The 13,462-nt window shown below is 59.6% G+C and carries 9 protein-coding genes and 4 pseudogenes; 5 read left to right on the top strand and 8 right to left on the bottom strand.

Annotated elements, in window-relative coordinates:
* Nucleotides 1-7: 7 nt before the first annotated feature.
* The 3 genes from B0G75_RS35625 to B0G75_RS35615 are packed head-to-tail and all read right to left on the bottom strand — an operon-like array spanning nucleotide 8 to nucleotide 3,528.
* Complete coding sequence (locus B0G75_RS35625) at nucleotides 8-1,189, bottom strand: acyl-CoA dehydrogenase family protein (protein WP_106314435.1); 1,182 nt, start codon at nucleotides 1,187-1,189, stop codon at nucleotides 8-10.
* Nucleotides 1,190-1,209: 20 nt separating this feature from the next.
* Entirely contained in the window at nucleotides 1,210-2,034 is an 825-nt protein-coding gene (locus B0G75_RS35620; protein WP_181309423.1) for an HpcH/HpaI aldolase/citrate lyase family protein, read from the bottom strand.
* Between the two features lie 12 nt (nucleotides 2,035-2,046).
* Nucleotides 2,047-3,528 (bottom strand): NAD-dependent succinate-semialdehyde dehydrogenase, encoded by a 1,482-nt coding sequence (locus B0G75_RS35615; RefSeq protein WP_106314433.1) that lies wholly within the window; start codon nucleotides 3,526-3,528, stop codon nucleotides 2,047-2,049.
* A 241-nt stretch (nucleotides 3,529-3,769) separates the two neighbouring features.
* On the opposite strand from B0G75_RS35615, the gene B0G75_RS35610 reads away from it, so the two are divergent.
* From B0G75_RS35610 to B0G75_RS35595, 4 genes are all read left to right on the top strand, one after another.
* A complete protein-coding gene (locus tag B0G75_RS35610) occupies nucleotides 3,770-4,798 on the top strand; it encodes a TRAP transporter substrate-binding protein (RefSeq protein ID WP_146142580.1) in 1,029 nt (342 codons plus the stop codon).
* Nucleotides 4,799-4,875: 77 nt separating this feature from the next.
* A complete protein-coding gene (locus tag B0G75_RS35605; protein WP_181309426.1) occupies nucleotides 4,876-6,747 on the top strand; it encodes a TRAP transporter large permease subunit in 1,872 nt (623 codons plus the stop codon).
* Between the two features lie 34 nt (nucleotides 6,748-6,781).
* Complete coding sequence (locus B0G75_RS35600) at nucleotides 6,782-7,492, top strand: GntR family transcriptional regulator (RefSeq protein ID WP_106314431.1); 711 nt, start codon at nucleotides 6,782-6,784, stop codon at nucleotides 7,490-7,492.
* Nucleotides 7,493-7,509: 17 nt separating this feature from the next.
* A complete protein-coding gene (locus B0G75_RS35595; protein ID WP_258194858.1) occupies nucleotides 7,510-8,439 on the top strand; it encodes a D-2-hydroxyacid dehydrogenase in 930 nt (309 codons plus the stop codon).
* A 643-nt stretch (nucleotides 8,440-9,082) separates the two neighbouring features.
* On the opposite strand, the gene B0G75_RS35590 is transcribed toward B0G75_RS35595, so the two are convergent.
* Nucleotides 9,083-10,018: a substrate-binding domain-containing protein gene (locus B0G75_RS35590; RefSeq protein ID WP_106314429.1), complete on the bottom strand. Its 936-nt coding sequence runs from the start codon at nucleotides 10,016-10,018 to the stop codon at nucleotides 9,083-9,085.
* Between the two features lie 462 nt (nucleotides 10,019-10,480).
* Between B0G75_RS35590 and B0G75_RS35580 the strand changes: the two are divergent.
* Nucleotides 10,481-10,941, top strand: a pseudogene (locus tag B0G75_RS35580) (DDE-type integrase/transposase/recombinase); the annotation flags it as partial.
* A gap of 177 nt (nucleotides 10,942-11,118) precedes the next feature.
* Here B0G75_RS35580 and B0G75_RS35570 read toward each other — a convergent pair.
* The 4 genes and pseudogenes from B0G75_RS35570 to B0G75_RS35555 form a co-directional block, all read right to left on the bottom strand.
* A pseudogene (locus tag B0G75_RS35570) lies at nucleotides 11,119-12,218 on the bottom strand (exo-alpha-sialidase).
* A gap of 760 nt (nucleotides 12,219-12,978) precedes the next feature.
* Nucleotides 12,979-13,065 (bottom strand): annotated as a pseudogene (locus tag B0G75_RS35565) (IS6 family transposase); the annotation flags it as partial.
* 33 nt (nucleotides 13,066-13,098) lie between these two features.
* Nucleotides 13,099-13,194 (bottom strand): annotated as a pseudogene (locus tag B0G75_RS35560) (IS5/IS1182 family transposase); the annotation flags it as partial.
* Nucleotides 13,188-13,462 (bottom strand): TetR/AcrR family transcriptional regulator C-terminal domain-containing protein (locus B0G75_RS35555; protein WP_181309421.1); only part of this gene is annotated, 275 nt, incomplete at its 5' end. The gene B0G75_RS35555 and the pseudogene B0G75_RS35560, both read right to left, overlap by 7 nt.

The raw sequence follows: 13,462 nt of genomic DNA, 5'->3' as shown, positions 1-13,462 counted from the left end.
TCTCCGCTTACGATTTAAGCGCGCGCGCCACGATGTTGCGCTGGATTTGATTGGTGCCGCCGAAGATCTGGAACATCTTGGCTTCGCGGTAATGGCGCTGCATCGCGTATTCGGCGGAGTAGCCATTGGCGCCCATGATCTGGATGCCGTCAGTGGCGACCTGCACGTATGTATCCGATGCGAGGTACTTCGCCTGTGACGACTCGACGTCGCACGTTTCGCCTTGGTCGAGCAGTTTGGCCGCGCGAAACGCCATCATGCGAGCAGCATCGACGCGAGTCTGCATGTCGGCGAGCAAGTGCGACACCGCCTGGAAATCGATGATCGACTGCCCAAACTGCTTGCGATCGTTCGCATACCAGCGTGCAAGATCGATCGCGGCCTGAGCGCCGCCCACACACATCGCCGACAAAGCGATGCGCTCCTTTGACAGCACCGTGGTGAGTTTCTTCCAGCCCACGTGCAAGCCGCCCACAATCATTTCTCGCGGAACACGGACGCCGTCGTACACCACTTCGCAGGTGCGAATGGCGTGGCCGCCGAGCAGGTCGATCGGATTGATCGTCAGGCCTTTGGATTCTTTAGGTACCAGAAAGAGGCTGATCCCGTCGTGCTTCTTCGCTTCCGGATTGGTGCGCACAGCGGTCAAGATATAGTCGGCCTGCATCGCGCCGGAAATCCACATCTTGGTGCCGTCCAATATGAAGTCGTTTCCGTCAGCCACGCCGCGCGTCGTCAGCGAGGCAGCATCCGAGCCGGAGCCGTTTTCGCTCAGGGCGAAGGCGAGAAAGGCACGACCTTCAGCGAGCTTCGGCAACACCTCGCCCTTGATATCGTCCGGCGCGAAACGAGCCAGCGCGCCGCCCACCATGTTCACGTTCGCGTTCCAGAAGCGCGCAAGCGCAATGGTGTGATAGGCGACGATCTCCAGATAAGCGGCCATGTCGAGATAGCCACCGACGCCACCGTACTCTTCGGGCAGCGTGATGCCGAACCAACCCTGTTCGGCGGCCACCTTCACGAGTTCCTCCGGGAAGCGCTTCTCTTCGTCGCACTGGCGGACGTATTCCGGCGACGCATGGCGCGTCAGCACACGATTCACTGAATCGCGGAATTCGAATTGATCGGCGTTCAGATACGGTTTAAGGTCGCGCCGGTTGACGAGATTGCTTGCGTATTCGGGATTCACTGTGTCTCCTCCTTGTCCGATCAGGACACCTTGCGTTGCGCCAAGACTTCTTCTGCGTGCTCGAGCGGAATGGCACGCAACATTTGCGAACGCGACTTCGCCCCCGTCATCAGAAACGCGAGATCCGAGCCGCTGAGAATGAACCGCGCGCCTTTCTGCACGTAGGCGGTCATCAGCGCTTCGTCGTACACGCCGCCCACGCCCGGTACCTTGCCGTGCCGGTGGCATGCGGCGCACACGGCGTCGATCGCGGCCGCCACACGCGTATGGCCAAGTTGTCCAGTGATACCAAGATCCGCCGCAAGGTCGGTCGCGCCGACCAGCAGCACGTCGATGCCCGGCACCGCCGCGATCGCGTCGACGTTCTCGAGGCCTTCGCGGGTTTCTATCATTGCTACCACGAGCACCTCGTCGTTGATCGCCCGAACCACATCGGCGATCGGGAGAGCCTCGAAGCCGACCTGCGGCAGCATGCCCGGGATCGACCGACCGCCGGCTGGCGGGAAGCGGCACATACTGGCGATCTGCATGGCCTGTTCGGGCGTACTGACGTGCGGCACCACGATGCCCATCGCGCCGGTATCGAGCAGTCGTGTGGCGTGGAACGGCTCATGGCCCGGCACGCGGATGATCGGCGTCACACCGCCCACCAGAGCCGCCGCGCAAATTTGCGCGGCGGTGTCGATGTCCATGGAGTTGTGTTCCATATCGATGAACAGCCAGTCGAAGCCGGCCGTCTGCGCGATCTGCGCGATGTCGACCGTGCGAGCCTGGCGCAGCCCCATGCCGAGTGCCAATTCACCTGCGGCCAATTGCGCTTTTGCGTGGTTCTTGATGGTTTGCATGATGGATTCCATTCAGGCGGTTGCGTCGAGCGGCTCGTCGTTAGCCAGTTCGAGGTTGATGAATTTGGTGTCCAGATAGTCGCGGATCGCGTTCGGACCACCTTCACGTCCAAACCCGCTGTCCTTACTGCCGCCGAATGGCGTCTCCGCCGTCGACGCCACGAACGTATTCACGCCGACGACGCCGGCCTGCAAGCGCTCGGTTGTTTCCAGCGTGTTGCGCATCGAGCGCGTAAAGACATAGGCCGCAAGCGCGAATGGCAGCCGGTTCGCCTCGGCGATGACTTCGTCCATCGTCGTGAACCGGTTGAGAGTGCCGACCGGGCCGAACGGCTCGTCGTTCATCAGGCCAATGTGCGGAGCGGGATTAGCAATGAGTGTCGGCTCGTAGAACCAGCCGCGGCCGAATTGCGCTGGACGGCGGCCACCGCATAGCACGCTGGCGCCTTCACTCACGGCTTCGTCGACGAGGCGTTCGATCGCCTCGCGGCGCTTCGACGTGGTCAGCGGACCGAGGTCGGTGTTCTGCTGCAGCGGATCGCCGACGCGTAGCGCCGTCGAGCGCTCGACCAGCGCCTTCACAGTCTTGTCGAAAATCGAGTCGTGGATATAGAACCGCGTCGGCGACGCGCAAACCTGGCCCGCATTACGGAACTTGCCCAGCGACGCGAGATGCGCGAAAGCATCAATGTCTGCGTCGCGATGCACGATCACGGGCGCATGGCCGCCGAGTTCCATCGTGACCTTTTTGAGCGTCTTCGCGGACATCTCGACGATCTGACGACCGATGGGCACCGAGCCGGTGAAGCTGATCTTCGCCACGCGTGGATCGGCCATGACCGTCGGCGTAATTGCGTCAGCTTTGCCGATCACCAGATTGATCGCGCCCTCGGGGAACCCGGCGTCGACGAAGCAGCGCACCAGTCCCATCGTCGCACCGGCGGCTTCGTTTGACGGCCGGATCACGATCGCGTTGCCCGCGGCCAGCGCCGGTCCCATCTTGCGGGCCAGCAGCAGCAACGGGAAATTCCACGGCGTGAAGGCGGCGATCACACCGAGCGGCTCGTAATGCACCAGATACCGCCCGCCCTTGACGCGGCTTTCGTATGACATGCCGAACACGCGCCGTGCTTCGTCGGCGAACCAGTCGATCGACTCAGCTGACGCGTTAGCTTCCCCAGTGGCCTGGGCGATCGGCTTGCCGGTTTCCAGTGCCACGACTCGTGCGAGCTGCGGCGCGCGTTCGCGGATGAGCGTTGCGGCTCGGCGCAGCAGTGCTGTGCGCTCCCACGCTGTGAGCTTGCGCATTGCGGCTGAAGCCTCGGCCGCGGCATCGATGGCCTCTGTGACCTGTGCCTGCGTGGCCAGCGGCATATAGCCCAGCCGCTCTTCGGTCGCCGGATTGATCGAGATCTGCCCGTTGTCAGCCGTCGCAGACTGCCAGCGACCGGCGATCAGCAAGCCGTGCTCGCGATAGTGCCCTTCTAGTTCCATTGCCTCCTCCTGATAAGTATCACGGACCACCCACCTTCCAGGTGCTTTCCCGGTGTTTGAGTGCATGCACTCTTTTTCTTATATCAACACCTTGACAGCTAAGTGTCAACACTTTTAAAGTGTGTGTCAGCGAAATACGATCTGTCGCATGCACTTGCGAAGCCGACGGATCGCTAAAAAGAACGCCGCGGCGCCGCCGAATGCGTCATGCAGCCCTCCCTTTTCCATGGAGCGAGACAAAATGAGTTCGTATTCCCGTCGTACCTTTCTTCAAACCCTCGGAGCAGCCGCGGTGGCGACAACCGGGACCGGTTTCGTTCCATCGCTGGCCCGCGCCCAGACCGCGCAGTTCAAGCTGAAGTACGCGAACAACCTGGCGCTGTCCCATCCGCTCAATGTCCGCGCAAAAGAAGCGGCGGACGCCATCAGGAAAGAAACCGGCGGCCGCGTAGAGTTGCAGATTTTCCCGAACGGTCAGATGGGGACGGATACCGATATGCTGTCGCAGGTTCGTTCGGGGGCCATCGACTTCCTCACTCAAGGTGGCGTGGTGCTGTCGACGCTGGTGCCGGTCTCCGCGATCAACGGCATCGGCTTCGCGTTCAAGGACTACAACCAGGTGTGGGCGGCGATGGACGGCGACCTCGGGCGCTACATCCGCACGGCGATTTCGAAGGTGGGACTCATCGCGATGGAAAAACCGTGGGACAACGGCTTTCGCCATCTCACGAGCTCGGTCAAGCCGGTGCTGAGTCCGACCGACCTCAAGGGCCTGAAAATCCGTGTGCCGGTCAGCCCTCTTTGGACCTCGATGTTCAAGGCACTCGACGCATCGCCCACCAGCATCAACTTCAGCGAAGCCTATTCGGCACTGCAAACCCGGGTGGTCGACGCGGAAGAAAACCCGCTCGCGCTGATCGAAACCGGCCGCTTTTATGAAGTCCAGAAGTACTGCTCGTTGACCGGCCATATCTGGGACGGTTTCTGGTTCCTTGGCAACGCGCGTTCGTGGGGCAACCTGCCACCGGACTTACAGACCATTGTGGCGAAACACCTGAATGCGGCTGCGGTGGCCGAACGGGCGGACGTCGCCGCACTGAGCACATCGCTCGTCGAAACGTTGCGATCGCACGGCATGGCGTTCAACAAGCCCGACACCCAGCCGTTCCGCGCCTCGCTACAAAGGGCCGGCTTCTACGACCAGTGGCGCAAGAAATACGGCGATGAAGCCTGGGCGTTGCTCGAGAAGTACACGCAGAAGCTCGCATGAGCGCGGACCACCGAAGAGTTTCTGGAGAACGAGTCATGACTTCCCGAGTTCATCCCGAGCAGGTGTTCGCCCACGACATGGGCGCGCCGAAGGAACGACATGCGGCATCGAAGGTCGTGCGCGTCGGCAGCACACTCGACACGGTCATCAAGTGGATCACCGAAGTGCCCGCCGCGTTGCTGCTGGTAGCCGAAGTGGTGCTGCTCCTCACCAACGTTTTCTGCCGCTACGTGTTGCAGGATCCGTTGATCTGGGGTGACGAACTTGCGTCGATCCTGTTCATCTGGATGTCGATGCTGGGCGCAGTGGTGGCGTTGCGCCGCGGCGAACATATGCGGCTGACGATATTCGTCGCCAGAATGTCCCCGCAAAACCGTGCGTTTGCGGAGACGGTCGGCAATTTCATCGTGATGACTTTCGTGCTGCTGCTGGTTCGGCCGGCAACCGACTGGGCGATGAACGAATGGATCATCAGCACGCCGGCGCTCGATCTGCCCAACGCCATTCCCGCGGCCGCGATTCCCGTGGCGGCTGCGCTGATGCTCGTGCTCGCCGTTACGCGGTTGCTCGAGCGCTCGTCGCTTCGCGATTGCCTGAAGGCTTTCGCGCTCGTGGCCGGTGTTGCAATTGCGCTTTACATCGCACGGCAAGCGCTCGCGCCACTGACCGCGCTGAGCCTGATCCTGTTTTTCGCCGTCGGCGTGATCACGATCATCTGTCTCAGTGTGCCGATCATGGTCGCATTCGGCGTGTGTACGTTTGCTTATCTCGCAACCGTCACTGGCGCGCCGTTGACCATTGTCGTGAGCACGATGAATCAAGGAATGTCGAGCCTGATCCTGCTCGCCGTCCCGCTGTTCATCCTGCTGGGCGCACTGATGGAGGCGATGGGACTTGCCGAAGCGATGATCCGTTTCCTCGCTTCACTGATCGGACACAAGCGTGGCGGCCTCGCCTACGTGCTAATCGGCGCTATGTACCTCGTGTCCGGCATCTCCGGCTCGAAAGTGGCGGATATGGCCGCGCTCGCGCCCGGCCTGTTCCCGGAAATGAAAAAGCGCGGCGCAAACGAAGGCGACCTCGTCGCAATGCTCAGTTCGGCGGCTGCCATGTCGGAAACCATTCCGCCCAGCCTCGTGCTGATCACGATCGGTTCGGTGACGGGAGTTTCGATCGCGGCGCTGTTCACAGGCGGCTTCATGCCCGCCGTGGTCGGCGCGGTAGCGCTCGCGGCAGTGGTGTGGTTCAAGAGCCGCAGGGAAAGCCTGCAAGGCGTGCAACGGGCCTCCCGGCGCGAGGTCGGCCGCGCGCTCCTGATCTCGCTGCCTGCGCTCGCACTACCCTTCGTGATTCGCGCGGCCGTGGTGGAAGGCATCGCGACGGCGACGGAGGTGGCGACAATCGGCGTGGCTTACACTTGTGTGGTGGGTTTGCTACTGTATCGCCGCTTCGACTGGAGCCGGCTCTACCCTATTCTGGTGGAAACGGCGTCGCTGTCCGGCGCGATTCTGATCATCATCGGGTGTGCAACCGCGATGGGATGGGCGCTCACGCAGTCTGGCTTCTCCGCCCAACTCGCCTCTATGATGATGGCTGCGCCGGGGGGCAAGCTCGGCTTCCTGGCGATCTCCGCGATTACGTTCGTGATGCTCGGCAGCTTTCTTGAAGGGATCCCGGCGATCGTACTATTCGGGCCGCTACTGTTCCCGATCGCGCGCGCCATGGGCATCTCGGATGTGCACTATGCAATGGTCGTGGTGTTCGCGATGGGACTGGGCCTGTTCGCCCCCCCGCTTGGCCTTGGCTTTTATGCGGCGTGCGCGGTCAGCAAGGTCGACCCGTCCGCCGCGATGCGCCGCGTTTGGCCGTATCTGGGGGCATTGGCGGGGGCTCTCGTTGTGATAGTGCTGGTTCCATGGGTATCGGTAGGTTTTCTGTACGTAAAATAGGTAGCGAAAAAATGGCACAGACAAGGCAATCGTCATGAAAAGCGCGCTCAATGGTGAACCGAACAGCAAGGTGAACGCCCGCGCACCGGAGGTGATCGCGTCGAAACTCGACGACATCCGCGATCAGGTGCGCGCCATGATCCAGCGGGGGGAGTTGCGCCCCGGTGAACGCGTGAACGAGCAGGCGCTCGCCAACCAGATCGGCGTCGGCCGTAATTCGGCGCGTGAGGCGTTACGCTCGCTTGAGCAGGCGGGGCTCGTTCGCATTGTGCCGAACCGGGGCGCGGAAGTGCGGCGGCTGTCGCTAGAAGAGGCAATGGACCTCTACGAAATCCGCGCCGGACTCGCGCGCACGGCGGGACGCCTCGCCGCGCTGCGCCTGACGACCGACGAGGAGCATCTGCTCGGGCTCATCCTTGACCAGATGGACGCGGCCGTGGCCGATCGCGATAGCCGTGAGTATCAGACCCTGAACACCGAGTTCCACCGTCAGTTAATGGCGGCGACCAAGAATCCACGGCTGATCACGATCAATCAGGCCGTCGAAGACGAGTTGACGCTCTACCTTCACAAGGGCGTGTATTCATTCGCGCAGATGCAGCGCTCCTCGAAAGAGCATCGCGAACTTTTCGAGGCGCTGCGCGCGGGCCAAGCCGACGCGGCTGCGGAGGCTTTCGAGAACCACGTGCAGACGGGAAAGAAACGCATGCTCGACACTGTGTCCACGAGCCCGTCCGAACGTTAATGAAGTGGAGCAGCTTGTTGAAAACCATCGTCTTTCTGGACCGCGCGACGCTGTCGGCCGGTCTACCGGATTTTCCGTTTCCGCATCGCTGGGTCGAATATCAGTCTTCGACGCCGGAACAAGTGGTAGAGCGTTGCCGCGCTGCGCATATCGTCGTGACCAACAAGGTTCCACTGTCGGGCGATGTGCTCGATCAGTTGCCGCATCTGGAACTGATCGGCGTGCCGGCCGCGGGCGTCAATCATCTGGATACCGAAACATGTCGCAAACGGGGCATCGGCGTCGTCGCGTGTCCGGGCTATTCGACGATTTCCGTGCCCGAGCACGCGTTCGCGTTGATGCTCGCGCTCCGCCGCAACCTTATGCCTTACTGGCACGACGTCTATGCTGGCGGCTGGAGCGGATCACCCACCTTTTACGCCGAACTGCATCCGATCCAGGATCTGCACGGATCGACGCTCGGTGTCGTCGGTGCGGGTCACGGTGGAAAACGTCTCGCCGAACTGGCCGGTGCGTTCGGCATGCGGGTGCTGTTCGCGGAGCGCAAGCGCGCGAGTTACGTGCGCGACGGCTATGTGGCATTTGACGATGTACTGCGTGAGGCCGATACGATCAGCCTGCATTGCCCGCTTACGGACGAAACGCGGCATTTGTTCGGTCTCGCCGAATTTGAGCGAATGAAGCGCAGCGCGTCACTCGTGAACGCCGCGCGCGGCGGTATCGTCGACGAGGAGGCGCTGATCGAAGCACTCGACCGCAAGCTGATCGCGAATGCCGCGCTCGACGTCCTCGAGCAGGAACCGCCCGCGGCCGATCATCCGCTGCTATCCAGCGCGCGGACCGATCTGATCGTGACGCCGCATGTTGCATGGCGGACCCAGGTGGCCATGACGCGGCTCGTCACGCAACTCGCACGAGGCATCGCGGAGCATTATGCGCAGCATTGAGAACAGCACTTGGAGGGGCCGTTCCGCGTCAGCGTGCGAGCGAATGCTAATCGTACCGACGCACGAGCCATCCGATCTTACTTGCCGTGACGGCCGTCTATGAGCATGGCCTGAATCCACTTGACCGTTACGGGGTGCATGCATTCCTCAAATGCAGCCAGCCATCGCTTCTCGATATAGTCGTCTTCAATAGAAACAGTCCTGAGGCCGGGGAGCCCAGTGCGTAATCGCGCAGCAGACTTCTCGGCCGACACTGGCCAATCAAATATCTCTCGTGGACGGCGGCCGTGATGAGCAACCCGCTGTCGCGATCTTGATTCCGAGCCAAGGTTTGAACAATCGCAACGAATTCAGGTTCCTTCAAAGGTGCTCCTCGAAGTGGAAAGGACACGAGGCGTGACTCTGCAGTGGACAAGCGCACCGTATCGCCGGTTAGCCAGGACCGAGCTTGTAGCGCGGATACCAACGCAAAGGACGATGACTTAGCGGTCGAAATGACGCCGTTGAACAAGCACTCCGGATCTTTCAACTTGCTCATTGGCTCGTGATCGTCAAAAGCTCAAGGCTAACAGACCGACGGCAAGCATCTAAGCTGTACCGTTCCCCGCCTCGCGTTATTGATGACGTTTGTGACTCACGCCGCTTATTTCGCGTACTTCGCTAACAACGACCGTATCGCTGGGTCGTTCATGTTTTGTGGCGTAACGGTGGCCACTCCGACGAATAGAGTGCGGGGTGGCGGATGACCCTTCAGTGCCTCGACCATAGACGCCAAGGCGAGATAACCCATGCGGTAAGGGTCCTGCAATATGGCGGCATACACGATTCCTCTTTTGAGGCCTTCCAGGAACTCCGGTCGCCAGTCGAATAGCACGAGGCGCGGGCGCTGGGCGATAGGCGCGGTCTCGATTACCCGCAGAGCGCCGTAGGCAATTGGTTCGGCCGGCGCGAAAACGGCATCCAGGCGGCCTGGATAGCTGTTTATCGCCTCAGCGATCGACACTTCAGCATCGCGGGGTCGATACCCTACGTAGGTATCGATCACCACGTCCCAACCCTCTTTGCGGGCAACGCTTAAGAATCCGCTTTCTCTCGCGGCAGTCGAACTCACGTTGGGCGCGAGTCGCAGCATTGCCACTTTCGCGCCCTTTTTTAGAACCGGCAGCAGGCTGAGCGCCGCCTTCCTGCCTGCGCCGAAATTGTCTGTGTAGACGGTCGAGAGGCCGTCGTAATCGGCGCTATACCGATCCACAAGTATCACAGGGACAGGGATTGAAACCCGCGTGTCGCCGGCCAATGGTTCCGGTGCCAGTAGCACACCCGAGACTCCCTGCGTCACCATGTAATCGATAATGCGGAGCTGGATATTCGATGTATCGAGCGATTCCCCATCGGACGGGCTGCGAATCAGGAGATCTACATGATGATCATCGGCCGACCGTTGTATTCCCTTAAGCAATGTCTGGTAGAAGACAAGCGATGAGCCCGGTAGCACGACACCGATTGTGATGGCGTGCGCGGTCGGCACCATCCCCGCCAACGACCAAAGCAGCACAAAAAATCTCAGAAGTCCAAGCATGGCGTGTCCACTGGAAGTGGCCTCGACCTGACCGCATAAGCTTGCGGGAAGGCATTTCCCTGTTATGAAGAATCGCACCACCAAGCAGAATCGTTGCCCCGTGCCAATTCAGCGACCTTTTTCAGGATAATAAGCCGATGACCGGCGGCCTGCCATCTTCACCTATCGATGACGAACTCCAACGCCATCTGATTTTTAGAGGTCTTTCGCGAGGATCCGGAGTCGCTCGTCGCCCAGGCGTACAAGACGAAGCTCGAAGGCATCACCGACAAGCGGGCTAAGCGATCCGTCGAGGGCCGCAACCGGCATGCGGTCGGTGGCACCGAAGACGGCCGATCAGCAGGCCATACTCGCCTTGCATCGTATGTGTTCACTGCTAGCCAAGTCACGCACCATGCAAGACCACCAGATGCGTGGACGGCGTTGCCAGGTTGCGAGGCCAGTCGGAGAAGATGGCGCGTCGAGCGCGGTGTGATCGTGACATACGAGACCATTCGAGGCTGGTGGGACCAGTTTGGTAAAGGCTTTGCTCATCGCATCAAAGCGGCGCGACAAAGTCGCGGCCAAACGCTTTTTCAAGCGTGTGCTGCGGTCGAGTCCGGTTCCGCGCAAGATCGTCACTGATCAGTTGCGCAGCCACCCGGCGGCCAAAACCGAAATCCCGGAGCTCGCGAGCGTGAAGCACGTGTTCGTCAAAGCTGCAGTCCGGCTGAACAACCGGGCCAAGAGCAGTCATCGACCGACGCGCGAACGGGAGCGCCGCATACGCGGCTTTCGCGACCCGAACGCACGCATAAATTCCTATCGTGCTTCGGTCCGATCCGGCAACATTTCGCGCTCAAGCGGCATCTGTTGCGCGCCGCGCCCCATACAAACAGCTCGTTGCCCGCTTCGTTGATCATCGGCACCAGGGATGCGATTGACGGCGAAGCCCGGCGAATTTCATGAATTGTTGTACCGGCGCAATAGGTGACGAATGGCGCTAATTGCACGCAACGCATTAGGCAGAAAACCATCCGGCGTTTTGGCCGCTAGCATTTCAGTGAACACGCCTAGCGGCAATTGTGTGCACCAACAGCTTGAGCGCTGATTGGAACCAGCTATTGATGGTCGGTCGCGGCTGACAACGTCGAACGAGGCGCGTAGATTCGCCTCGGATCAAGCACGACATGCTTTATATGAATCTTTTTCCATGTGTAGGTAATGTGAACCATCCCGTCAGGGGCCTGAATTACCGCAGGATAGGAAAACTCCTGATTCGCCTCGTTCTCAAGGTCCAACACGTCGCGATAAGTCTGGTGGTCAGCCGAGATGAAGACAGACAGCTTGTGTCGGTCCCAACGACCTTCGACGTAAGGTAGAGGATTCGTGACGATTAGATCGCGGCCGTCAGTCAAGGTCACCGCGTCCAGACCAGAATTTGAGTTAGGGATATCTAACGGCGCGAGAACGCTCCACGTTTCCCCCAATCTCTCGACTTGGTGCTGAATACAAAGCCGCTTTTCGTCCGAACTAGCGCCTGCAACTGCCCGTGACTATGGTCGAGAATTGTAGGCTGGATAGCCTGAACCGTACGCGGCCCGACTGCGGGGTACACGACATGCCACGTATTGCCTCCATCCATGGAACGCTCGAAGTGGATTCTCCATCCGTCATACTCGGTGCTGCTTCCTGCTATCACGATTCCGTTTGATAACTCGAGCGGCTTGTCTTTCGCTGGCCCAGAGACACCTGGACCAAGAGCAACTGGTTTCGACCACGTCGCGCCGCCGTCAAGTGAGGTCATCCGGAGAGGATGCCAATCAGCCGGCAATTTCCCTCGGCTGTAGAACAACATTAACGGACCGCGTTTGGGCGAAAAGAGAATCGGGTTAATTACCGTCAGCGCTTCACCGTCAGGCGAGCGACCGTCTGCGACGCGGACAGGCGTGCTCCATTGCTTGCCGGAGAAGCGCGCCACCCAGACGCCAACGTCGTTCGCCGCTTCTTTGCTGCCAGCCAGCCATGCCGCCACCAAATGGCCTCCCGAAAATGCGACCGTCGAAGCATGACAAAATGCAATATTCTGCGAGGGATTCACGACTTCCGTCGATACGATCACATCAAAATTATTTCCGCTTTTCGCAGAAGATTGCACAGACAAAAAAGAAAGGATAACGAAATATATATGTCGAAAATATGAAATTCTTTGCCGCGTCATACAGATTGAGCCGGTATTGTGATTATGGACTGGTTTTCAGAGACGCTGGGGATGAGAACCGATCCGAATATTTTGTTTCGGAAGAGGCTCAATTTCTTTCCAAAACCTCCTTTGAAACTCTCTGAGCTGGCGCGATTATGAGTCTGGCGTCTTCAGCGCCAGCATGTTTGTCAAAGCCGTCGTTGCTGCAACATGGCCAACACAGAACAGCCAGATCGGATGACGCCCTTTGGGCCGATCTGCGACGGTTAGCCACATATGTTGACGTGGCTTCTCGTGTCAATACCCCCCCGGGGGCGAGCGTTTTTTGCAACCAAATTACTAAGCAATTCTTATATATTGCACAAAAAAAACCGACCCATAAGGTCGGCTAAGAGATTCCGGCTTGAGGGGCATGCCAGAACCCAAGAGCACATGGTCGATCATTTTTCTGCGATGCGTTGATCTGCACAGGAAACCTGTGGTCGAGCAGGCAAGGGAGCCGCATACGCTAATTGCGGTGCAGTCAGTTTTGCCTAGTCTTCCGCATGAATCAAGACCGCAATGGATGATTTTTCTGTAGGGATATCCTGAAACCAACTTCGATGCCGTCGGCTTCCTGGTGAGCTTTGACGTTAGAACAAAAACACATATCGTCACGTAATGGAAGCGTATATCTCTTCAGGGCGCTGTCACGTTGCCCATAGCGAGACAAAGTTGCGGCAGGCGGCGCCGCTCAGAAATCCGCGGGCGAATTTTGGGTGACTTCCGTGAATTCGTGTCAAGCCGTGAATCGAACCGCGAGATGTTTCCGATAGAGCGAAGCGCGCAGCAGATGCCGCTTCAGCGAGAAGTGCTGTCGGATCGGGCGGCTTTTGCGTTCATGCAGTGGACTCGTGCATAGTCGTTCGCGTGTCATCCACAGATTGCTCAGAGCGAACAGCGGGTGCAACTGCTGCGGGTTCTTCATCAAGCCGCGATAGCGCGCCTTTAGATGCCACCGTGCGCGGCGATGAACATGGCGACGGCCGACCGGCAATAGGATTCGATTTCGTTGTCGTCCTCTGCTCTCGCGTCATCGAAGCGTGCGATAAGCAGGAGATCGGATCCTTTGAAAAGCGCAGCAAACAAGCGGGCGGACCGGAGAGGATCGGGCACGTTCAGAACCGCCTTCGCGTGCAACTGACGCAATAGAGCCTCGATTTGGGCGATGACATAGGCGGGCCCGGCTTCGTAATGGAGCTTGCTTAACGACTTTTGATTCG

It is taken from the genome of Paraburkholderia sp. BL18I3N2 (assembly GCF_003001875.1).
Lineage (GTDB): Bacteria > Pseudomonadota > Gammaproteobacteria > Burkholderiales > Burkholderiaceae > Paraburkholderia > Paraburkholderia phytofirmans.
Note: the sequence above shows the minus strand (reverse complement) of the source record. Positions and strands in the feature narration are given on the sequence as shown.